This is a genomic window from Roseovarius tolerans (assembly GCF_028885395.1).
Classification (GTDB): Bacteria; Pseudomonadota; Alphaproteobacteria; order Rhodobacterales; family Rhodobacteraceae; genus Roseovarius; species Roseovarius tolerans.
On the sequence record NZ_CP118494.1, the window covers coordinates 3,059,278 to 3,080,057 of the forward strand.

Here is a 20,780-nt window from a genome sequence, read left to right on the forward strand (position 1 = left end):
CATGAACAGCTGGTACACGATCCGCGCCCGCGACGGCGGCGCGGAGGTGCTGATCTATGACGAGATCGGCGCCTATGGCGTCTCGGCCAAGGGCTTCCTCGCCGAACTCGGCGCGCTGCCGGACGAGACCGCGATCGATCTGCGGCTGAACAGCCCCGGCGGCTCGGTCTTCGACGCGGTCGCGATCCACAACGCGCTGAGCCGCCACGCCGGCAGCGTCACCGTCTGGATCGACGGGATCGCGGCCTCGGCCGCCAGCTACATCGCGATGGCGGGCGACGAGATCGTCATGCCCGAGAATGCCTTCCTGATGATCCACGATCCCTCCGGCCTCGTCATGGGCACGGCGGCGGACATGCGCGAGATGGCCGGGACGCTGGACAAGATCGCGGCCGGCATGCTGCGCGGCTACGCCGCCCGCTCGGGCAGGCCCGAGGAGGAGATCGCCGGGCTGATGGCCGCCGAGACCTGGCTCACAGCGGCCGAGGCGCTGGAGGCAGGTCTCGCCACGCGCCTGGCCGAGCCGGTGCGCATCGCCGCGCGCTTCGATATCGCCCGGTTCCGCAACGCGCCGCCAGCGCTGGTGGACGCGGTCGAGACCCCAGATCCGGAATACGCCAAGACGGAAACCGACATCGTTGACGACGCCAACGATGTCGCGTCGGTCCCCGATCCCGCGCCGCAGCCCGTGGCCGACGATCCGGACGGCCCCATGGCAGACGCCAGCACGGCTCCGAACGCCACCGCCATCCGCGCCGAGGCCATCGCCCATGCCCGGGCCGTGGTCGATCTCTGCCGCCTCGCGGGTCAGCCGCAGATGGCCGGGCGCTTCCTCGAGGAGGACGCCAGCCTCGACGCGGTGCGCAGCAGCTTGCTGGACACGAAGGCCGAGGCCGCGCCGGAGATCACGCCCCATCACCCGCAACCCGGCCGCAGCGCCACGACCCGTCCCTGGGGCGACGTGATCGCCCGCACCTTCAAGCTCAAAGGATAGGCTCCCATGACCACGCTTTCTGAGTCCACCCACCCCGGCGGCTTCCTCGTCTGGGAAGCCCATCGCGACTACACCCGAGAGACCGTCACCGTTGCGTCCGGCACGCTCTCACCCGGCACCGTGCTGGGTCAGATCACCGCCTCGGGCAAATACGCCGCCCACGACCCCGACGCCACCGACGGGACAGAGACCGCCGTCGCCGTGCTCTGGGGCAAGGCGGACGCCAGCGGCGGCGATGCACCGGCCGTGGCGGTGGTCCGCGGCCCCGCCATCGTCAACCGGCATGATCTCGTCTTCGCGGGCACGCCCAGCGATCCCGAGGTCGCCGCCGCCCACGCCGCGCTCTTCGCCGCGGGCATCATCGTCCGCTGATCCGAAACCGACAGGAGGCATCAACATGGCCACCATGGACATCTTCGAAGGCGATGCCTTCACCATCGTCGAACTCACCCGCGCGCTCGAGAGTATCCCCTACAAGCCCGCCATCCTGTCGGGCGCGGACCTCTTCGGCGCCCGCGGTGTGCGCAGCCGCACCGTGATGATCGAGAGCCGCGACGGCACGCTGTCGCTGATCCCGTTCTCCGAGCGTGGCTCTGCCTACGAGAGCCAGACGCCTGAACGCCGCGAGATGCGGGCGTTTGTCTGCCGGCAGTTCAAGAAGCAGGACGTGCTCTGGGCCTCGGAGATCCAGGCGATCCGCGACTTCGGCTCGGAAACCGCGGTGCAGCAGGTGCAGGCCGAGGTCGCCCGCAAGCTGGGCCGCCTGCGCAACGACGCCGAGGCCACGTTCGAGTTCCACCTCTTCAACGGCATCCAGGGCGTGGTGAAGGACCCCAGGGACGGCGCCACGGTGATCGATTACCACGCCGAGTTCGGCATCACCCCGGCCACGGAGGTCGACTTCGACCTCGACAACGCCACGCCCGCCTCCGGCGCGCTGCGCAAGCGCTGCCAGGCTCTGATCGAGAGCGTCGAGGACAGCCTTGGCGGGCTCGCCGCTGGCCAGGTGCAGCTGCGCGCCGAATGCGGCTCGGCCTTCTTCGCCGATCTCGTCGCCCACAAGGAGGTGCGCGAGACCTATCTCAACACCGCGGCGGCCGCCGATCTGCGCGGCCGCGTGGGCGAGGAGGTCAGCTTCGGCGGGATCACCTTCCGCCGGTATCGCGGCGGGCTGGGCTTCGGCGTGCCCACCGACAAGGCGTATTTCTACCCCGAGGGCGTCGAAGGCCTGTTCGAGATCTACTACGCGCCTGCGGACACCTTCGAGACGGTCAACACCGTCGGCCTGCCGCTCTATGCCCGCATGATCCCGGACCGGGACCGCGACGAATGGGTGCGGCTCGAGATCGAGAGCAACCCGCTGCCGATCTGCACCCGACCGCAGGTCCTGCGCAGCGCGCGGCGGACCTGATGACGGCGGCTGCGATGGCGCTCGACGCGCTCTTCGCCGACGACAACATCGCCCGCGAGGCCGTCTACACGCCCGAGGGTGGAACGCCTGTCCTCGTCCGGGTGGTGACCCGCCGGGCGGACGAGACCACGGGCTTCGGCGACGCGCGCCTCTGGTCGGAGACCACGCGCGTGGATCTGCGCGTAGCCGAGGTTCCGACCCCGCGCCCCGGCGACCGCATCGAGATCGACGGCGAGGCCTTCCTGATCCAGGGCGAGCCGGTCCGCGACCGCGAGCGGCTCGTCTGGACCGTGGATCTGAGGCCGACATGAAGCTGAAACTCGACGTCACGCCCGACCTCGCTTCGTTGATGGCCGCCGAGATCAAGGCCGGCGAGCGGGCGGTGACCACGGCCATGCGTGAGGCCGGCGGGCAGCTCAAGGCCGACTGGCGCCGCCAGATCATCGGCGCGGGGCTGGGTCAGCGGCTCGCCAAGAGCATCCGCGCGGAGACCTGGCCCAAGGGCACCACCAGCATCGGCGCGGCGGCGCTGGTCTGGTCGAAGGCGCCCGCCATCGTCGGCGCCCACGACACCGGCCCGTTGATCCGCTCGAAGGCCGGGTTCTGGCTCGCGATCCCGACGCCCGCCGCCGGCCGCGGATTGCGCGGCGGAAAGATCACCCCCGACGAATGGGAACGCCGCCGCGGTCTGCGCCTGCGGTTCGTCTATCGCCGCCGCGGCCCGAGCCTGCTCGTCGCGGATCGGGCCCGGATCAACACGCGGGGCACCGCGGTGGCCTCACGCGCCAAGACGGGGCGCAACCAGGTCACCGCGCCGATCTTCTTGCTGGTCCCGCAGGTCAAGCTGCCGAAGCGGCTCGATCTCGACCGGGACGCCGAGCGCGCGCGTGACAGCGTGCCCGGGTTGATCGTGGCGAACTGGGTGGAGGGGCGGCTTTGATCATGTCGGATCGCCAAACGCCGCAGAAGTTTCGAGGCTGTTGGATCGGCTCAACCAGCACAGCAAGACAGCTTCGCGACATCCATGTCGAAGGTCTGAGCGGCGAGCTTCAGGCCCTCGACTGTGGTCAGATAGGGAAAGATCGTCTCGCCGAGCGCCTTCGTCGTCATGCCGAACTTCAGCGCCATGGCCAGCGTCTGAACGCTGTCGGCCCCTTCCGGCGCCATGATCACGCCGCCCAGCAGGCGGTCCGTCTGCGCATCTGCGACCAGCTTGATCCGCCCCCGCGTGTCGCGGGCGGCGAGCGCGCGGGGCACGTTGTCGAGGTCAAGCACGCTTGTCTTCACGTCATGGCCGGCGTCGCGCGCGTCCGCCTCGGTCAGGCCAACGCCCGCGACCTGCGGATCGGTGAATACCACCCACGGCATCGCCGCGTTGTCGTAGCGCTCGGCGCCGTCCAGCACGGCGTTGCGGGCCGCGAGCTTTGCGCCGTAGGCCGCCATGTAGACGAACTGGTCGCGGTCCGCGACGTCGCCTGCCGCATAGATGCCGGGGCGTGTCGTGGCCATGTCGTCGCCGACCCTGATCGTGCCGCGCGCGTCGGTCTCGACGCCCATTTCGGCCAGGCCCAGCCCCTCGGTGTTGGGCGCGCGTCCCGTGGTCAGGACGAGATGGTCGGCCGTCAGTTCGCGGACGGTCCCGTTCCGCGTGACCGACAGGAGCGCGCCGTCATCCACCTCTCGTGCAGCCTCGTAGCGAACGCCGTCGAGGATCGTCAGACCCTCTTCCCGCAAGACCTCCGTGAGCGCCTCGGACACCTCCGGCTCGGTGCGCGGCAGCAGGCGCGACCGGCAGACGATGGTCACGCGGACGCCCATCCGCGCCATCATCTGCGCCAGTTCCACGCCGATATAGCCGCCGCCGAGGAAGATCAGGCTCTCGGGCAGCCGCTCCAGTTCCATCAGCGAGGTGCTGTCGAGCGTCGGCACATCCGCAATGCCGGGGATGTCGGGCACTGCGGGCCGCCCGCCGGTTGCGACGATCACCCTTGGCGCGGCGATCCTGCGCCCGCCGACCTCGACGCCGCCATCCACGAGCCGCGCCGGCCCCTCGTCGACATAGGTGACACCGTCGTACTCGGGCAGCAGCTCGGCATATTTCTTCTGTCGCAGGCTTGCGACAAGGTCGTCCTTTGCGCCGATCAGGGCCGCCCAGTCGGTCACCTGCGAGTCGCCCGACAGTCCGGGGAAACGGCGCGCGGCCTTCGCGCCATGCATGGCCTCGGCCGCGCGGATCATCGTCTTGGAGGGCACGCAGCCCACGTTCACGCAGGTCCCGCCGATCGTGCCGTGGCCGATCAGCGCGACGCGCTTGCCGCCCTCGACGGCCGTGATCGCGGCCGAGAAGCCGGCCGAGCCCGCACCGATGACGGCGAGGTCATAGTCACCCTTGGGCGTGCAGCAATCGTCTTTCATCAAGTCATCCATCCGTTCGAGTGGTCTGGCGCCGCTGCCGCCGCCAGACGGCATACACCGTCAGCACGACGAAAAAGGCGAGTGCGGGCAGCAGCACATAGTCGAGCCAGCCCAGCCAGGCCGACAGTCCCACGGCGCCGAGAAGCACGACCAGGATCGGCGTGAAGCAGCAGAGCGCCACGATGACGGTGCCGACGATCCCTGTCGCGATCAGCTTGCGGTCGGTCTGCTCGGTCATCCCGTCAGCCCGCGACCCGCGCCGGGTAGCCCGCATTGGCCGAGGCCGCCGCGATGGCGTCGGCACTGGTCGCGGCGGAGTCGTAGATCACCGTGGCGGTGCGTGCCTCGAAGTCGATCTCGACAGTGCGCACGCCCGCGACGCCCTCCATCGCACGCTTCACAGTGATCGGGCAGAGCGCGCAGGTCATGTTGTCGACCGCGAACGTGATAGTCTGCTCCGCGGCGACGGACTGCGCGACCGCAGAAGTGGCGGTCATCGGGGCGACGGCTGTCAGGCCGAACAGTGCAAGGGCAAGGAACTTCTTCATGAGGGTGTCCTTCCGGGATCAGTAGAGAAGCGGGGCCCACCAGTCGATGGTGAGTGCTGCGACAACGAGGATCAGCGAGGCCCAGAGTGCGGTCTTGGTGATGCGCGCCGATGCTGGCCTTGCGCAGTAGGAACCGGGTTCGCAGACGGTCGGCTTGCGGAAATAGACCTGCCGGAATCCCGCCCCGACGAAGCCGAGCGCGATCACGGCGAAGATCGGCTTGTAAGGCTCCAGCGCCGTCAGGTTGCCGATCCAGGCGCCCGAGATGCCGAGGGTCAAAAGCACCAGCGGCCCGATGCAGCAGGCCGAGGCGAGAAAGGCGCCCAGCACACCGCCTGCCGCAAGCCAGCCCTTTCGGGCGGGGCGATCCGCGCCCGTGCTGTCCGTTCGGTCGTCCGTCAGCGCCATGTCGCGCACCTCTCGTCTGTGATTTAGGAGAGGTGTAGGGTCTGTAGCAACTACAGGCTCAAGAGGAAACTTGCCCATGACCGATCACGAGCGCGAGAGCGGTTTCACACGCGGCGACCTGGCCCGGGCGACCGGCTGCAACATCGAGACGATCCGCTATTACGAGAAGACCGGCCTTTTGCCCGACCCGCCCCGGACCGACGCCGGCTACCGCATCTATTCCACCGCGCACGCCACACGTCTGCGCTTCATCCTGCGCGCCCGCGAACTCGGGTTCTCGATGGAGGACATCCGCGGACTGATGGGGCTCGAAGACGGCGCCGCGCCGACCTGCGCAGAGGTCAAGGAGCGGACGGAGCGCCACCTTGCCGATGTCCGCGCGAGGATCGCGGATCTCCGGCGTATCGAAACCGTCCTCGCTGCAACCGCATCCAGGTGTTCGGGCGCCGAAGTCCCCGACTGTCCGGTGCTCGACGCGATTTCCAACCCGGCCGACCCATGACACCTCGCGAAACCATCCTCGCCGCGCTGAACGCGCGGCTCTCGGCGCTTCCCGCCACCGCTTTGCGCAGCGAGGTGCTGCCCGAGCGCGTCCCGGCCGATGGATTACTGATCCTGCGCGACGGCGAGCCGGGGGAGCCGGAGGTGACGTTTTCGCCGCTGCGTTATCACTACCAGCACCGCGCCGAGATCGAGGCGGTGGTTCAGGGCGCCGACCGTGATGCCGCCTTCGACACGCTGACCGCCAGCATTGGCACGGCGCTCGCCGCCGACCGCACGCTGAGCGGGCTCTGTGACTGGGTAGTCGTGGAGCTTTTCTGACTGGGTGTCGGTCGAATATTGCGGATGCTCTGTCGCCGTGCGCACATATAGCGCCGCCCGAAGCTCGGTAATCTCACTATTTTCGCCCAACTCAGCCTCCACAGTCCAATTCTTTCCAGCCGGACGTTTGCGTGGGTAAGGGTTGGTATCAAGTCGATACTTCTGGATAGTTGTATTCTATCAATGGCTTGATCGTTACTCTGTTGACATGATGCCCACCCGAGTGTGGCGCTTTGTTCCGCTTATTCGCTTGTCTTTGTTCGACTTTGAGCGATATATGGGTGCAAAGTTTCAAGAGGGCGCAAGATGACGGTTCACGATCCTGGCACAACATGGTTTTTAGCGCAGCTGAAGCCGAACTGCGCCACGATCGCGGATAAGAACCTCGCGCGGCAGGGCTTCAAGACGTTCCTGCCCCTCGAAGAGGAAACGCGCCAGCGCAACGGCAAGTTCATCAGCGCGATGCGGCCGCTATTCCCGGGCTACATCTTCGTGGCCCTTGATGTGACGCGCGGCCTTTGGCGCTGCGTCAACTCGACCTACGGCATCACGCGACTGGTGAGCTTTGGCAAAGAACCAGCACCAGTGCCTCTTGATCTCGTGTCCCAGATCATGCTGCGCTGCGACGCTGATGGCAAAGTGCTGCCGCCCAAGCTACTTAAGTCCGGCGATCAGGTCGCATTAAACACAGGGCCGTTCGCCAACTTCGTGGCCGAGGTGGAGAGGATCGCTCCCGATCGGCGCGTCTGGGTGTTGATGGAGATCATGGGCGGGCAGACCCGTGTTGCGGTTGGGGCAGACCAGCTGCGAGCGGTTTGACGCTGCCTCTGACAGGTTTTTATCTGCAGTGAAATCAATCTTGAGTTCCAAGGGGCCAACGTGTGACAAGGCTCTTGAAAATGTGTAGCTCAGAGGCTACATGGAGTTATGTTCGTAATCAGGCAAACAGACATCTTTTCTTCCTGGCTGCGCAATTTGCGTGACCAGCGGGCGAAGCAAAAAATCACCAGTCGGTTGCAGCGACTGAAGTTCGGGCATTTTGGCGATGTTGAACCTGTAGGTCATGGCGTGAGTGAGGTGCGCATCCATGAGGGAAAAGGCTACCGCGTCTATTTTCGCCAGCAAGGGGATGAGATCATCTTTCTGCTGTGCGGAGGTGACAAGAAAAGCCAACAGCGAGACATCACGAAGGCGCAGCGCATCTGGAAGGAACTTGGAAATGAAACATGAAATCAACGATTTCGATCCGGCTGAGTATCTCGACAACGATGAAATGATCGCCGGCTACCTATCGGATGCGCTTGAAACGCAAGATCCCGCATTCATCGCTGATGCGATCGGTGTTGTTGCGCGAGCTAAAGGGATGAAGCGCGTCGCTGAAGATGCAGGTGTTAGCCGCGAGAGCCTCTATCGTGCGCTGAGCGCCAACGGGAACCCTGAGTTCGGTACCGTGCTCAAGGTATTGGCCTCGCTCAACATAAAGCTGATTGCGCAGCCTGATAGTGTCAAGCCGCATAACACGGCGGCGTGAGATAAGTCCCGTGACGCGATGAGTGTGAACGGCACGCCGCCAGCCCCACTTGCTGTCGGAAGGAACACCAGTCAGGCGTTCAGACGGTGAATTGTGTTCGCGTCGCGGGCATTGCTTCGCATAAGGCCAAGTATCCTGTTTCCGCCACGCGCGTGCCGGACGGGAAGGGCTACAAGTTCACCGCTGAGAACGTAGCGCTGCACCTGAAGGCGGCGAGGAAGGATATGTCGCCGAAGGGTGAAGGGATGATACCGTGAAAAACGGCTAGTCGGACATCCCTGTCTTTGTGCCATTTTATTACCATCGCTAAGCCACTGGGTCAAAGCGGATACTTAATCTTAAGGAACGTCTGAAAAACCTCCTCCTTTCGGCGTGATCTGGTAGACTTGGGGAACCCTCCAAGGAGCCTGTCCGATGCCAAAGCAGCCAGCCTTCCCCGGTCTTCGTGATGCGATGAAGAAGAAGCAGACGCGGCGGGAGCTGTTCCTGGCGGAGATGGATGTGGTGGTGCCTTGGGTCCGTCTTTTGGCGCTGATCGCGCCGCACTACCCGAAGGTCGGGCCGAAGGGCGGTCGCCCGCCGATGTCTTTGGAAATGATGCTCCGGGTCTACTTCCTTCAGAATTGGTATGCGTTGAGCGATCCGATGGCGGAAGAGATGCTCTACGACAGCGAAGCGATGCGCCGGTTCGCCGGGATTGAGCTTGGCGACGATCGCATTCCAGATGAGACCACCATCCTGAACTTCCGCCACCTGCTGGAGCGGCACGAACTGACCGAGGCGCTCTTCGCTGAGGTGAATGGCCACCTTTCCGACAATGGCATCACGCTGCGCGCGGGCACGCTGGTGGACGCGACCATTATCGATGCTCCGTCCTCAACAAAGAACCGGTCCAAGGCACGTGACCCCGAGATGTCCTCGACGAAGAAGGGCAACGACTGGTATTTCGGTATGAAGGCGCACATCGGCGTCGATGTGGACAGCGGCACGGTCCACAGCCTCGAGGCGACAACGGCGAAAGTCCATGACAGCCGCGTATGGGATGAGCTCTTGCACGGCGAAGAGGCCTCGGTCTGGGCCCCTTCTCGGGCATGTAAACATGCCCTGCCAGGCAATGGACAAAGGTTATGTCAGCGCTGAGCGAGAGGCCGCGTTCACCAAGGATGGCAAAGTCTGGGGTGTAATGCGCAAGGCGCCCAAGGGCGGCAAGCTCGACCCCATCGACGAGAAGATCAACCGGGTCATCGCCATGGTGCGCGCCAAGGTCGAGCATCCGTTCCGCGTTCTCAAGCGCCAGTTCGGCCATGTGAAGACCCGCTACCGTGGGCTGGCCAAAAACCGTGCGCAGCTCTTCACGCTGTTTGCGCTCGGCAACCTGTTTCTGGTTCGACGAAGGCTGCTTGCATGAGGATGAGTCCGTCCGAAAACCGCGAAACCGCCGCTGTGGCAGTTCGAAAACCGCAGAACCGATCCAGAATGGTTGGTCTCTTGGTCCGTAGAGCCGTCAGGCCGACATCGCGGCGAAGCCGAACCCGTTGATCAGACGTTCCTTAAGCGAAGCGAGTGAATTATTACTTCTGATGATCAGGTGCGTGCTGCGGTCTGCCGATCTTCGCGCGCCGTACGGCGACGGCGACGCGGTTCATCGGAGTCCCCAAGGCCGTCGAGTGCCACTGGCTTCTTGCCAGGAAACTCGACTGTCAATTTGAGGCTGCCCCCCATGGCCCGCACGTAGCTCGAGAGGGTTGATAGCAGTAAATCACTCTGGCGCTCGTATTTTGCGACTGTCGTTTGCTGGATGCCGAGGGTTTCGGCCAGCTGGACCTGCGTCAAATCCTTGGCTTTCCGAAGCTCCTGCAGCGTCAGATATTCTGTGTGCAGCTGCTCAGCCTCAGCCACGACGCCCCCGCGCCGGGCAGGATCGAGCGCGGCAAGCTTGTCTTTCAGGGTCCGTACCATTGTTTCATCCTTTCCGTTTTGCCAGATGACGCTCAAACCGCTCGTCGGCTCGAGCGATCAGCTGCTTGTAGAAGCGCTTTTCGCTGCCACCTGATTTATCCCCACCAATAAGCAATATCGCCTGCCGGTCGGGATCGAATGCAAAGGCAATGCGCCACACGCCGTCAGCGGCATTGCATCGCAATTCCTTCATGTTCGCATGCTTCGACCCGGTCAGGGTGTCGGCATGCGGTCGACCAAGCGATGGCCCCTCTCGTTCCAAAAGCAGGGCGCGGGCGAGGATTGCGTCCTGCACATCTTGCGGAAGTTCGTCGAACTCCGGCTCGAACTCCTCTGAGAACGAAACTGTCCACGGCATACGGTCTTCATGTCTTTTGAGATATATAGCCTTGGAGCACTATTTTGGCAACATGTGTCTGTGGGCATTTGTACATGCCTGGCACTGGAAGGCCGATTTAAAATCCATCAAGACCGTTGACTAAGGAAGGTTTGATCTTTGGTTCGCTGCCAGTCCCGCTCGAACCGAATGACTTTCGAACCGTATGCAACATTAATGATTACAATTACTTAAGGGGTAGAGAGGGTTTCATTGAAAAATCTTGCTGCTTGTTTTTTGGTGTAGCGGCGAACATGGGTGTCTCGAGTTGCCACACGCCTTACGCAGAGCTGTAAATCATGCTGCATCGCGGGAGTAAGATGTGATGATGCCGCCAAGCGCGCGTTTGCGAGTGATTGGTCCATCACGGGCGGGCCGGAAATTGACCAGAAGTACGTTGTTCCCGATGTCCCGTCCGCGATGCGGGCGCTCGAAATTGTAATGGCGCACCCAGGTTCGCAGGATGTAATCGAGCTGGGACCGGCTGAAGCAGACGAAGAAACCCAGACATTCGCGCTTGATGGTGCCGATGAAAGATTCTGCGAAAGCGTTGGCGTCTGGTGCCCTGTGCAGGATCTGGATGACCCGCGCGGCCTCCGACGCCCAGACGGTATCAAAGTTAACGCTGAACTTGGTGTCGGCGTCGCGGATCAGGAAATCCGGTGTGATGCCGTGTTCAGCGCACCACATCAAAGTGTTGCGGGCCTGCTGGGTAGTCCATGCCGAGTCAGGGGTATAGGTCGGAGCGCTGCAAAATACGCGGCGGCTGCCGAGGTGGATGAACATCAGCACATAGGCTGTCCTTGGCCCACGGAGCGTAAATACGGTCTTGGAGAAGAAGTCGCAGGCGATCATGCTTTCCATATGCGCCCGGATGAATGTGGTCCACGGCAGGGCCGGCTTCTTTTTTCGCCTCTCTGGGCTCGGGTGAATGCCCGCCTCAGTAAGGATGCGTTTGACGGAATTTGCACCGGCATAAAGCCCCAGTTTTTTCAGCTCGCCCGCGATCCGCTTGTAGCCCTAAAGGAGGTTTTCAGATCCGATCCGGGTGACGACGTCGCGCAGCTCTTGCGTCAGGCGCGGCCGTCCCACCGACTTGAAGGGGGTTCCACCGCGCATTTGGGCGAGCCAGCGTTTGTAGGTCGCCGGTTTGGCAACTTCTATGAGCCCGTCGATCTCGTGCCCACACTCAGCCCCGATGCGTAATAGCTGGTCTTGTCAAAGGAACTCAGCTTGCGGGTGGAGTGTACACCCCCTACCCTGCCCGGATGGAAAAACGAGACCCTTTCAAGTACTTCAAAACCAGCCGGGAAATCATCCGCTTGGCGGTGATGCTGTACGTCCGGTTCCCGCTGTCGCTCCGCAACGTCGAAGATCTGCTCCACGAACGTAGCATCGATGTCACCCATGAGGCCGTGCGGTATTGGTGGCACCGGTTCGGTCCGATGTTCGCTGCCGAGATCAAAAAGCACCGCATCGCTGGAATGAAATCCAGCCGCTGGCGCTGGCATCTGGATGAGGTGTTCGTGAAGATCAACGGCGAGAGACATTACCTTTGGCGCGCCGTGGATCACGAGGGCGAGGTCTTGGAAAGCTTCGTAACAAAGTCGCGCGACAAGAAGGCCGCATTGAAATTCCTCAAGAAAGCAATGCGTAAGCACGGTCGACCAGAGGTTATCGTCACAGACAAGCTACGCTCCTACGGCGCGGCGCTGAAGGAGATCGGCGCGGCCGATCGCCAGGAAACCGGTCGCTGGCTGAACAACAGGGCGGAAAATTCGCACCTGCCGTTTCGACGACGTGAGAGAGCCATGCTGCGCTTCAGGCGGATGCGAAGTTTGCAGAAGTTCGCCTCAGTCCACGCCTCAGTTTACAACCTCTTCAATCAGGAACGCAGCCTCTCGAGCAGACAGAATTTCAAGCGAAACCGCGCCGCCGCCCTCGCCGAGTGGCGCGGTCTCTGCACAGCATAAGCGTCAGCGTCTCTGTCCAAATGGAGACGAGTTCGAATTCGTCTGGCAGCACCCAGAAAACGCATTGAGCACAGTGGTTGTGGCACCACAGCGGTCAGACATACCGCACAAACAGGCCGGTCATATGACCGCAACCTGCAACGATCAACATCAACTCAAATCAACCCTTGCACAAACGGAGCCATCCACACAGGACAAGACCGTCGGACGTTGTGGCGTTCCGTGCCGCGTACATGCTGGTGGTCCTGATCGAGCCGTTGGTCGATCTCGGCGCGCTCGCACTGGCCAATACAGTCGACCGCTTCAAGCATAGCGGTGTCTTCGTCAATCGCCTGCATCACCCGGCGGCGTGACCCGCCGCATGAGGTAAGTGTCCATGATCCAGCCGTGGCGCGCCCGCGCCGCGGCTCTTTCGTCGATGATGCGCGGGCCTGCCCGGGCCAATGGCCCGGCATCCAGCACCTGCTCGGGCATGCCCAGATAGGCACCCCACCAGATATGAAGACCGTCCGGATCGAGATGCTGAAACGCGCAGGCACCGTCCAGCATGGCGACCACCGTATCGGCCGCGCCGGGCCAGCCCTGCGCGCGCAAACGCCGCCCGGTGGTGACGGTGACGGCGCCATTGACGCTGTTGAACGGGATCGCATGGGCTGCGGTCAGCGCCTGGAGCGCGGTGATCCCGGGCAGCACGCGCAGCCGGGGCACCGGGTCCAGCCGCGCGGCGATGCGCAGGGTGGAATCGTAAAGCCCGGGATCGCCCCAGACCAGCAGCGCGACGGGGCCGTCTGGCTGCGCCGCTGCAATCGTCTCGGCCCAGATAGTGGCGATCTCGTCATGCCACCGGGCCACGCGCGCGCCATATGGCAGGGCCTCGTTGCGCACCGGCATGTCGAACTCGACCACGCGGGCGGGGCTGTCGCAGGCGCGCAGGATGGTGTGGCGCAGATCGGCAAGGTCGCTCTTGTCGGGCCCCTTGCGCGGCACCAGCACAAGCGCCGCGTCCCGCAGGGCCGCCTGTGCCTCCAGCGTGACGTGGTCCGGGTTGCCGGTCCCGATCCCGATGAGCCAGAGGTCAATCATCGCCTTGATCTGCCAATGAGCCGTACAGGATGAGGGCCGGTTTCGTACCGATCCCGGATGACAGCCGCTCGGCCAGTCCCGCGACCGTGCTGCGCAGGGTGCTGGCCTCGGGCGTGCCAACCGCCTCGGCGAGGATCGCGGTTGTCTCCGCGGGCAGACCGCGTGCGATCAGCGCCGCAGCAAGTTTGGGAAAGGTCCGCTTGCCCATGAAGACCACCGTGCAGGCGCGCGCATCGGCGAGCGCGTCGAGGTTCAGGTCGTCGGGCAGCTGCCCGCCGGCGTCGTGACCGGTCACGAACTGCACGCGCCGCGCGGTCAACCGCCGGGTCAGCGGTATCCCTAGATCGGCGGCGGCGGCGAAGGGCGAGGCGACGCCCGGCACGATCTCGAACGGAATGCCTGCCTCGCGCAGCGCGATCAGCTCTTCTTCGAGCCGCCCGAAGAGGCCGCCATCACCGGATTTCAGCCGCACGATGCGCGCGCCGTCGGTCGCGTATTCCACCAGCAGGCGGCTGACATGGTCTTGCCGTGGCGAGGGTCGCCCGGCGCGCTTGCCCACGCCAACAAGGTCTGCTCCGATGCGCCCATGCGACAGGATCGGCCCCGCCGACAGGTCGTCGTAGAGGATCGCGTCGGCGCGTTTCAGACGGTCGACGGCCTTGAGCGTCAAAAGCTCCGGATCGCCGGGGCCGGACCCCACGAAGCTGACGAAGCCCTTGAGGGTGCCTGTCACGGTGTTTCCTCGGCGATCAAGTGGAAGAATGTGCCGGTGACATGGTCCCGGCGCGATCCTGTTTCGGGCACCGTGGTTCCATCGGCATCGGCAACGTCGGCGAGCGGCGCGTCGGGCTGGTCGAGAATCGTGGAATAGTGAAACTCGTGTCCCCGCAGGGCCGTGCCCGGCGCGTGGCCCGGCATCGGCCCGCCAAGCACCGCGCGGCGGTAGCCCAGATGGAACTTGCGTGTCTCATAGGACGTGACCAGCCCGAGCAGCCCCGCCATCTCGTGGCGCACCCCGTCCTTGTCGATCAGCGCTGCGCCAAGCGCCATGTAGCCGCCGCATTCGCCATGCACGGGCCTTGTTTTGGCGTGGTCGCGCAGACCGGCGAGAAACGTCGTCGCGCCGGCCAGACGACCCGCGTGCAACTCTGGATAGCCGCCCGGCAGCCAGACCAGATCCGCGGACGGGTCCGGTGCCTCGTCGGCGAGCGGCGAAAACGGCAGGATCTCGGCCCCTGCGGCGCGCCAGCCTGCCAGGATATGCGGATAGGTGAAGGAAAACGCGGCATCCTGCGCCAGCGCGATACGCTGCGCGGGCGGCGCGGGCAGGCTGCCCGCCGCCGGGGCCGTGCCGCCACGGGCGGCCGCCCGGATCGCATCCAGATCGACATGCGCCCGCAGGAAATCGGCATAGCCCGCGATCGCTGCGTCGAGGTCGGGATGCTCCACTGCCTGGATCAGGCCCAGATGCCGCTCTGGCAGGGCGAGATCGCCGCGCCGCGGCAGCGCGCCCAGCACCGGCAGCCCGGCGCGGTCCATCCCCGCCCGCGTCAGACGCTCGTGGCGGGGGCTGGCCACGCGGTTCAGGATCACGCCGGCAAAGGGCAGGTCCGCATCGTAACTTGCAAACCCGAGCGCCGTGGCCGCCGCCGACTGCGCCTGTCCGCTGACATCCAGCACCAGGATCACCGGCCAGCCCATCGCGGCGGCGGTCTCGGCACTGGACCCGTACCCGGCAAGGCCACGCGTGGCCACACCGTCGAACAGCCCCATCGATCCTTCGGCGAGGCAGATATCGGCACCCGTGGCGTGATGCGCGATGGCGCTGAAGAGGTCCTGCCCCATGGCCCATGTCTCGAGGTTGAAAGACGCGCGCCCGCTTGCAGCGCGGTGAAAGGCCGGGTCGATATAGTCCGGCCCCGACTTGAAGGGCTGCACGCTAAGGCCGTCATCGGCCATAGCGCGCAACAGCCCCAGCATCACAGTGGTCTTGCCGGTCCCCGAGGCCGGGGCGGACACCATCAGGCCCGGCGGCCATGCGCCATGCGTCTCAGTCATCACGTTCACTCCAGTCTGCCCACGGGCTTGTCGCCGATTGCGGCCTGTAGCGGCGGTCATAATCGGCCGCATAAAGTCGGCTCTCGTCGAAATCCGACGCGGCAAGTGCCGGCCCGACAAGGATCAGCGCGGTGCGCGATATCCCGTCGGGCATTGCGCCCTCAAGCGTGGCGAGCGTGGCGCGCACGACCCGCTCATCCGGCCAGCTGGCACGCCAGATCACCGCCACCGGACAGTCAGGACCGTAATGCGGGATCAGATCGGCGGTGACGCGGGCAAGGTTCTGGATCGACAGGTGGATCGCCAGCGTCGCGCCGGTCGCGCCGAACGCGGTCAGCGTCTCGCCCTCGGGCATGGAGGACGCGCGCCCGGGCGTCCGGGTCAGCACCACCGATTGCGCGACACCGGGCAGGGTCAGCTCCGCGCCAATCGTGGCGGCGGCGGCCGCGAAAGACGGTACGCCGGGGGTGACGGTGTAGGCAATGCCCATCTCCTTGAGGCGTCGGATCTGTTCGCCCATGGCCGACCACACCGACATGTCACCTGAATGCAGCCGCGCCACGTCTTGATCCGCCGCATGCGCCTTGGCGATCTCGGCCATGATCGCATCCAGATCCATCGGCGCGGTGTTGATCACCCGCGCGCCGGCGGGGCAATGGCCCAGCACGGCCTCGGGCACCAGCGACCCGGCATAAAGGCAGACCGGGCAGGCCGCGATCAGGTCGCGCCCGCGCAGCGTCAGAAGGTCCGGCGCGCCGGGGCCGGCACCGATGAAATGGACTGTCATGGGTCGTTCCTTTCAGCGAGAGCGCAGGTTGCCATCCCGTCGGGCGAGATCACGCGCGCCACGACGATCCGGGCGTTGTGCCCCGCTGCGGCCAGTGCGGCGGCCTCGGCCACGCTGCCGGTGGCGCGGGCGACCCGCGAGGCGCTTGAGCGTGTCGGCGTGGGCTGAGCGGTCAGTGCGGCGCTGTCGATTGCGCATGTCGGCAGGTCGAGCCGCAGGGCCAGTGTGCGAAACGCTGCGGTCCCGGCCTTGTCGGCGGCGGTCGCGAGACAGGCGATGGACAGATGCCCGTCATGCCCTTGCCGCGCCAGATGCAGCGCCTCTTCGAGGCTCGCCACAGTGGCGGCGGCGCGAAATCCGAAGCCCGCCACGATCACAGCACCACCTGCCATTGCACGATGGGCCGCGCGGGCACCCAGCCGCGCCGGGTGCCCAGTGGCGCGGCACTGGCCAGTTCGATCCGCATCAGATCACCACCGATCCGCCCCGACCACTCGGCCAGCAGCGCCTCGGACTCGAGCGTGACGGCATGGGCCACAAGCCGCGTGCCGGAGGCCAGCCGCGCGTGCAGCTCGTCGAGCAGCGCTTCTGACAGCCCACCCCCGATGAACACGGCGTCGGGCGCGGATAGGTCAGCCAGCGCATCCGGCGCCATGCCCTCGACGACAGAAAGCCGGTGATCGAGGCCAAAGCTCTGTGCATTGCTGCGGATATGCGCGGCGCGGTCGGGGCGGGTCTCGACGCAGGTGGCTGTGTTGCGGGGATGCGACAGGCACCACTCGACCGAGATCGATCCCGAGCCACCCCCGATATCCCACAGGACCTCGCCCGGCTGCGGGGCCAGCGCCGACAGTGCCAACGCGCGCACGGGGCGCTTGGTGATCTGGCCATCCGAGGTGAAAAGATCGTCGGAGATGCCGGAGGCGCAAGGCAGGGCACGTCCGGTGCCGTCGAATTTTGCGGCGACCGCGACGGGATGCGTGAAAACAGTGTCCGGCAGGGCGTCCGCGCGAACCGGCATGATCCGTTCGCGCGGGCCGCCAAGCGCCTCCATCACCGTCAGGTGACTTGCGCCAAACCCCTTGGCCACCAGATACCGCGCCAGATCGGCCACTGCCGCGCCGTCGCGCAGCAGCAGGATCGCGCGCTCGCCTCTGGCCAGATGCGGCCGCAGGCGCGCCAGCGGTGTCGCGTGCAGGCCAAGGCACACCGTCGTCTCCAGTGCCCAGCCGAGGCGGCTGGCAGCCAGTGCGAAACTTGACGGGGACGGCAGCGCGCGCCACTCGTCCGGCTCCAGACCGCGCGCGATCACCGACCCCGCGCCGAACCAGAACGGATCGCCAGATGCCAGCGCCACGACGCGCCGGCCCCGATAGCCGTGCAGGAGCGTCAGACCCTCGGCAAAGGGCACGGGCCATTCAACCCGGGTTGCGTCCAGATCGGGCAGCAGCGACAAGTGGCGCGCCGGCCCTATCACGATCTCGGCGGCGTCAAGCGCCCGCAGGCTTGCGGGCGGCAGGCCGTCCGCGCCATCCTCGCCCAGCCCCACGATCATCAGCCACGGAAGCTCAGCCATGCAGCCCAACCTCCTGATCCTTGCCGGCACGACCGAGGCGACGGCGCTGGCCCGCGCCGTGGCGGATCGCCGCCTTCAAGGCACCCTGTCCTTCGCGGGCCGCGTGGCACGCCCCATGCGCCAGCCGTTGCCGCAGCGGGTCGGCGGGTTTGGCGGCGTCGCTGGGCTGGCGGCGTATCTGCACGCTGCGCGGATCACCCATGTGATCGACGCCACGCATCCCTTCGCCGCACAGATGAGCCGCAATGCCGTCGCGGCCTGCGCGGGGGCAGGCGTGCCCCTGGTTGCGCTGACGCGGCCGCCCTGGGCGCCGCAACAAGGGGACGACTGGATCTGGGTGCCCGACATCGGGGGTGCTGTCGCGGCGCTCGACCGGCCCCGGACGCGGGTGATGCTGGCCGTGGGCCGCATGCATCTGGCCGAATTCGCACCCAACCCGCAGCACGCTTATCTCTTGCGTCTGATCGACCCGCCCGACGCCGCGCTGCCCCTGCCCGAGGCCGAGGTGGTGGTGGATCGCGGGCCGTTCGACGCGGCGGCCGACCGCGCGCTGATGGTACGTCATGGGATCCAACTGATCGTGTCGAAAAACGCCGGCGGCACCGGGGCTTATGCCAAGATCACGGCGGCCCGCGCGCTCGGCCTGCCAGTGGTGATGATCGACCGCCCCGAGCCCCCCGACCGGGCCGAACTGCATCACGTCCCGGCGGTGCTTGACTGGATCGCTCATACCGGCACCGATCTGGGCGTATAGACCAGCGGTGTGCCGTCGCGCGCGATGATCCGCGTGGCCGACGACCCAATCAGGACCACGGTGCGCATATCGGCCATCCCTGGCGCGGCCTCGCCCAATGCCACTACGCGCAGATCCTCCTCGGGCGTCGAGACGGCACGGGCAAAGATCATAACGCGCTCTGGCTTGCAGGCCTCGCGCAACAGCTCCAGCGTACGGGCGAACCCTTCCGGACGCGCAGCCGAGCGCGGATTGTAGAGCGCGATCGCGAAATCGGCCTCAAGCGCGAGGCGCAGCCGGCGGTCGATCACCGCCCAGGGCTTGAGGTTGTCACTGAGATTGATCGCGCAGAAATCATGCCCCAGCGGGGCGCCTACCCGCGCGGCGGCAGCCAGCATTGCGGTGATGCCGGGCAGCACCCGGATATCCAGCGCGCGCCATGCCACCGGACCGGCCTCGACCGCCTCGAATACCGCCGAAGCCATGGCGAAAACGCCCGGATCGCCGGAACTGACCACAACGACGCGGGCCCCCTCGGCCGCCAGCGACAGGGCAAGCTGCGCGCGGTCGATCTCCACCCGGTTGTCGCTGGCATGTTTCACCAGCCCCGGCCTGTCGGCCACGCGCGCGACATAGGGGATATAGCCGATCACGTCTGTGGCGCGCTCCAGCGCCGCCGAGACCTCGGGCGTGACCAGCGCATCGTCTCCGGGTCCCAGGCCGGCGATCACCAGCCCGCCGCTCATGGCCGCCGCCCCTGACCGTGCACGATGACGATCGAGAAGTAGGGCACGGTGCGGTCCCCGGCCTCGGCCAGCGGGATGACCCTTTCCTCGGCCATGCTGGCGCATTCCACCAGCCACGCGGTGTCGAGCCTGCCGGCGGCGTCGAGGGCAGCGCGCACCTTTGGCAGTAGCCGCCCGATCTTCATCACGACGATGGCGTCGCTGCCTGCCATGCGACGGGTCAACTCGGCTTCAGGCAGGGTGCCCATCAGCACCGTCAGCACGTCGTCGCCCCATGTCACCGGCAGGCCCGTCGCCGTCCAGGCCGCCGACATGCCGGTGATCGCGGGCACGACACGCACCGGGACATCGTCCTTCAACCGCGTGTAGAGATGCATGAACGAGCCGTAGAAGAACGGATCACCCTCGCACAGCACTACGACCTCGGTGCCGCCTTGGGCCAATTCGCGCAGTCGGCCCGCCACATCGGCATAGAACTCCGACAGACAGGCGGCATAGGCCGGATCGTCGAGCGGGATCTCGGTGGTGACGGGGTATTCCATGGGGATCTCGACCGCATCCGGGCGCAGCATGCCTTCGACGCAGGTGCGCGCACGTCCGCGTCGGCCCGCCTTGCGGAAATATGCCACATGCGTGGCGCTGCGCAGCAACCTGTCAGCGCGCACGCTCATCAGGTCCTGATCACCGGGGCCGAGGCCGACGCCATGGATGGTAGCGGGCCGGGTCACGCTCATTCCGCGCGGCTCGCGATGGCGTTGATGGCGGCGACTGTGATCGCGCTGCCGCCCAGCCGGCCCTCGACAATCACGCAAGGTGCGGGCTGCGCGGCCCAGAGTGCGGCCTTGGATTCGGCGGCGCCGACAAAGCCCACGGGGCAGCCGATGATCGCCGCGGGGCGCGGACAGTCGGGATCCTCCAGCATTTCCAGCAGATGAAACAGCGCCGTGGGCGCATTGCCGATGGCCACCAGCGCGCCGGACAGATGCGGCCGCCAAAGCTCCAGCGCCGCAGCCGAGCGTGTGGTGCGAAGCCGCGCGGCCAGCTCCGGCACCTCGGGCGATTGCAGCGTGCAGATCACGGCGTTTTCGGCGGGCAGTCGTTTGCGTGTGACGCCTTCGCTGACCATCCGTGCATCGCAGAGAATCGGCGCGCCAGCCTCCAGTGCGCGGCGCGCCGCGGCCACCATACCCGGCGAAATGCGGATATTCGCCTCCAGCCCGACCATTCCAGCGGCATGGATCATGCGCACCGCGATCTGTTCGGCGTCCGCGTCGAACCGCGCGAGATCCGCCTCGGCCCGTATCGTGGCGAAGCTTTCCGCGTAGATCGCCGCGCCATCGGTTTCATATGTGTAGGGCAT

29 protein-coding genes and 1 pseudogene are annotated in these 20,780 nt (G+C 65.8%); 14 read left to right on the forward strand and 16 right to left on the reverse strand.

Translation table 11 applies throughout. The features are described from left to right. The first annotated feature begins 1 nt into the window (after position 1). The 5 genes from PVU19_RS15140 to PVU19_RS15160 are packed head-to-tail and all read left to right on the forward strand — an operon-like array spanning position 2 to position 3,345. Positions 2–994 (forward strand): head maturation protease, ClpP-related, encoded by a 993-nt coding sequence (locus PVU19_RS15140; RefSeq protein ID WP_050664255.1) that lies wholly within the window; start codon positions 2–4, stop codon positions 992–994. A 6-nt stretch (positions 995–1,000) separates the two neighbouring features. Then, the gene (locus tag PVU19_RS15145) at positions 1,001–1,366 is read left to right on the forward strand and encodes a head decoration protein (protein ID WP_050664254.1); all 366 of its coding nucleotides are present in this window, start codon (positions 1,001–1,003) and stop codon (positions 1,364–1,366) included. A gap of 25 nt (positions 1,367–1,391) precedes the next feature. Further along, entirely contained in the window at positions 1,392–2,405 is a 1,014-nt protein-coding gene (locus PVU19_RS15150) for a major capsid protein (RefSeq protein ID WP_050664253.1), read from the forward strand. Beyond that, positions 2,405–2,716 (forward strand): head-tail joining protein, encoded by a 312-nt coding sequence (locus tag PVU19_RS15155; protein ID WP_050664252.1) that lies wholly within the window; start codon positions 2,405–2,407, stop codon positions 2,714–2,716. Before PVU19_RS15150 ends, PVU19_RS15155 begins: the two co-directional genes overlap by 1 nt. Next, complete coding sequence (locus PVU19_RS15160) at positions 2,713–3,345, forward strand: DUF6441 family protein (protein ID WP_050664251.1); 633 nt, start codon at positions 2,713–2,715, stop codon at positions 3,343–3,345. The genes PVU19_RS15155 and PVU19_RS15160 overlap by 4 nt, the downstream gene beginning before the upstream one ends. A 50-nt stretch (positions 3,346–3,395) precedes the next feature. Here PVU19_RS15160 and merA read toward each other — a convergent pair whose 3' ends face one another. The 4 genes from merA to PVU19_RS15180 are packed head-to-tail and all read right to left on the reverse strand — an operon-like array spanning position 3,396 to position 5,776. Then, positions 3,396–4,832, reverse strand: a complete 1,437-nt coding sequence (gene merA, locus PVU19_RS15165) for a mercury(II) reductase (protein ID WP_050664250.1) — start codon at positions 4,830–4,832, stop codon at positions 3,396–3,398. Next, on the reverse strand, positions 4,825–5,058 hold the full coding sequence (gene merF, locus PVU19_RS15170) for a mercury resistance system transport protein MerF (protein WP_121096992.1): 234 nt from the start codon (positions 5,056–5,058) through the stop codon (positions 4,825–4,827). Before merF ends, merA begins: the two co-directional genes overlap by 8 nt. A gap of 4 nt (positions 5,059–5,062) precedes the next feature. Beyond that, positions 5,063–5,368, reverse strand: coding sequence for a heavy-metal-associated domain-containing protein (locus PVU19_RS15175; protein WP_050664248.1), 306 nt, complete (start codon positions 5,366–5,368; stop codon positions 5,063–5,065). Between the two features lie 18 nt (positions 5,369–5,386). Continuing rightward, positions 5,387–5,776 (reverse strand): mercuric transporter MerT family protein, encoded by a 390-nt coding sequence (locus PVU19_RS15180; protein ID WP_050664247.1) that lies wholly within the window; start codon positions 5,774–5,776, stop codon positions 5,387–5,389. Between the two features lie 76 nt (positions 5,777–5,852). Between PVU19_RS15180 and PVU19_RS15185 the strand changes: the two genes are divergently transcribed. The 6 genes and pseudogenes from PVU19_RS15185 to PVU19_RS15210 all read left to right on the forward strand — a co-directional run bounded on the left by PVU19_RS15185 (position 5,853) and on the right by PVU19_RS15210 (position 9,537). Beyond that, positions 5,853–6,278: a MerR family transcriptional regulator gene (locus PVU19_RS15185; RefSeq protein WP_050664246.1), complete on the forward strand. Its 426-nt coding sequence runs from the start codon at positions 5,853–5,855 to the stop codon at positions 6,276–6,278. Then, positions 6,275–6,589 (forward strand): annotated as a pseudogene (locus tag PVU19_RS15190) (acyl-CoA transferase); the annotation flags it as partial. The gene PVU19_RS15185 and the pseudogene PVU19_RS15190, both read left to right, overlap by 4 nt. A gap of 315 nt (positions 6,590–6,904) precedes the next feature. Beyond that, complete coding sequence (gene nusG, locus PVU19_RS15195; protein WP_050664245.1) at positions 6,905–7,417, forward strand: transcription termination/antitermination protein NusG; 513 nt, start codon at positions 6,905–6,907, stop codon at positions 7,415–7,417. A 108-nt stretch (positions 7,418–7,525) separates the two neighbouring features. Then, positions 7,526–7,828, forward strand: coding sequence for a type II toxin-antitoxin system RelE/ParE family toxin (locus PVU19_RS15200; protein ID WP_050664244.1), 303 nt, complete (start codon positions 7,526–7,528; stop codon positions 7,826–7,828). Continuing rightward, on the forward strand, positions 7,818–8,129 hold the full coding sequence (locus PVU19_RS15205; RefSeq protein ID WP_050664243.1) for an addiction module antidote protein: 312 nt from the start codon (positions 7,818–7,820) through the stop codon (positions 8,127–8,129). The genes PVU19_RS15200 and PVU19_RS15205 overlap by 11 nt, the downstream gene beginning before the upstream one ends. A gap of 414 nt (positions 8,130–8,543) precedes the next feature. Then, positions 8,544–9,537, forward strand: a protein-coding gene (locus PVU19_RS15210) for an IS5 family transposase (RefSeq protein WP_235575896.1) whose coding sequence is annotated in 2 segments (ribosomal slippage) — positions 8,544–9,215 and positions 9,217–9,537 — 993 coding nt in all. Because the reading frame shifts where the segments join, the coding sequence is not laid out codon by codon here. Positions 9,538–9,713: 176 nt separating this feature from the next. On the opposite strand, the gene PVU19_RS15215 is transcribed toward PVU19_RS15210, so the two are convergent. The 3 genes from PVU19_RS15215 to PVU19_RS15225 form a co-directional block, all read right to left on the reverse strand. After that, positions 9,714–10,088, reverse strand: coding sequence for a helix-turn-helix transcriptional regulator (locus PVU19_RS15215; protein WP_050664242.1), 375 nt, complete (start codon positions 10,086–10,088; stop codon positions 9,714–9,716). Positions 10,089–10,092: 4 nt separating this feature from the next. Further along, entirely contained in the window at positions 10,093–10,446 is a 354-nt protein-coding gene (locus tag PVU19_RS15220; RefSeq protein WP_050664241.1) for a type II toxin-antitoxin system RelE/ParE family toxin, read from the reverse strand. A 315-nt stretch (positions 10,447–10,761) separates the two neighbouring features. Beyond that, complete coding sequence (locus PVU19_RS15225; protein WP_235575895.1) at positions 10,762–11,328, reverse strand: integrase core domain-containing protein; 567 nt, start codon at positions 11,326–11,328, stop codon at positions 10,762–10,764. Positions 11,329–11,732: 404 nt separating this feature from the next. Here PVU19_RS15225 and PVU19_RS15230 point away from each other — a divergent pair, with 404 nt between their 5' ends. Further along, a complete protein-coding gene (locus PVU19_RS15230; protein ID WP_274789801.1) occupies positions 11,733–12,437 on the forward strand; it encodes an IS6 family transposase in 705 nt (234 codons plus the stop codon). Between the two features lie 212 nt (positions 12,438–12,649). Then, on the forward strand, positions 12,650–12,790 hold the full coding sequence (locus tag PVU19_RS15235; protein WP_160316383.1) for a hypothetical protein: 141 nt from the start codon (positions 12,650–12,652) through the stop codon (positions 12,788–12,790). Here PVU19_RS15235 and cobF read toward each other — a convergent pair. The 6 genes from cobF to PVU19_RS15265 are packed head-to-tail and all read right to left on the reverse strand — an operon-like array spanning position 12,762 to position 17,941. Next, positions 12,762–13,520 (reverse strand): precorrin-6A synthase (deacetylating), encoded by a 759-nt coding sequence (cobF, locus tag PVU19_RS15240; RefSeq protein ID WP_050664053.1) that lies wholly within the window; start codon positions 13,518–13,520, stop codon positions 12,762–12,764. The genes PVU19_RS15235 and cobF overlap by 29 nt on opposite strands. Continuing rightward, positions 13,513–14,253, reverse strand: a complete 741-nt coding sequence (cobA, locus tag PVU19_RS15245) for a uroporphyrinogen-III C-methyltransferase (RefSeq protein ID WP_050664054.1) — start codon at positions 14,251–14,253, stop codon at positions 13,513–13,515. The genes cobF and cobA overlap by 8 nt, the downstream gene beginning before the upstream one ends. Continuing rightward, a complete protein-coding gene (locus PVU19_RS15250; protein WP_050664055.1) occupies positions 14,250–15,578 on the reverse strand; it encodes a cobyrinic acid a,c-diamide synthase CobB in 1,329 nt (442 codons plus the stop codon). Before PVU19_RS15250 ends, cobA begins: the two co-directional genes overlap by 4 nt. Then, complete coding sequence (gene cobM / locus PVU19_RS15255; protein WP_050664056.1) at positions 15,571–16,365, reverse strand: precorrin-4 C(11)-methyltransferase; 795 nt, start codon at positions 16,363–16,365, stop codon at positions 15,571–15,573. Before cobM ends, PVU19_RS15250 begins: the two co-directional genes overlap by 8 nt. Next, positions 16,362–16,757 (reverse strand): cobalamin biosynthesis protein, encoded by a 396-nt coding sequence (locus tag PVU19_RS15260; protein ID WP_321164596.1) that lies wholly within the window; start codon positions 16,755–16,757, stop codon positions 16,362–16,364. The genes cobM and PVU19_RS15260 overlap by 4 nt, the downstream gene beginning before the upstream one ends. Further along, positions 16,739–17,941: a bifunctional cobalt-precorrin-7 (C(5))-methyltransferase/cobalt-precorrin-6B (C(15))-methyltransferase gene (locus PVU19_RS15265; RefSeq protein ID WP_050664058.1), complete on the reverse strand. Its 1,203-nt coding sequence runs from the start codon at positions 17,939–17,941 to the stop codon at positions 16,739–16,741. Before PVU19_RS15265 ends, PVU19_RS15260 begins: the two co-directional genes overlap by 19 nt. Between PVU19_RS15265 and PVU19_RS15270 the strand changes: the two genes are divergently transcribed. Then, a complete protein-coding gene (locus PVU19_RS15270; RefSeq protein ID WP_050664059.1) occupies positions 17,940–18,695 on the forward strand; it encodes a cobalt-precorrin-6A reductase in 756 nt (251 codons plus the stop codon). The genes PVU19_RS15265 and PVU19_RS15270 overlap by 2 nt on opposite strands. On the opposite strand, the gene cobJ is transcribed toward PVU19_RS15270, so the two are convergent. From cobJ to PVU19_RS15285, 3 genes are read right to left on the reverse strand one after another with little or no spacing between them, the layout of a single operon-like run. Further along, complete coding sequence (gene cobJ / locus PVU19_RS15275; RefSeq protein WP_050664060.1) at positions 18,668–19,420, reverse strand: precorrin-3B C(17)-methyltransferase; 753 nt, start codon at positions 19,418–19,420, stop codon at positions 18,668–18,670. The two genes, PVU19_RS15270 and cobJ, sit on opposite strands and share 28 nt — an antisense overlap. After that, a complete protein-coding gene (gene cobI / locus PVU19_RS15280) occupies positions 19,417–20,091 on the reverse strand; it encodes a precorrin-2 C(20)-methyltransferase (RefSeq protein ID WP_420833271.1) in 675 nt (224 codons plus the stop codon). The genes cobJ and cobI overlap by 4 nt, the downstream gene beginning before the upstream one ends. A 59-nt stretch (positions 20,092–20,150) precedes the next feature. Continuing rightward, a complete protein-coding gene (locus PVU19_RS15285; RefSeq protein ID WP_050664062.1) occupies positions 20,151–20,780 on the reverse strand; it encodes a precorrin-8X methylmutase in 630 nt (209 codons plus the stop codon).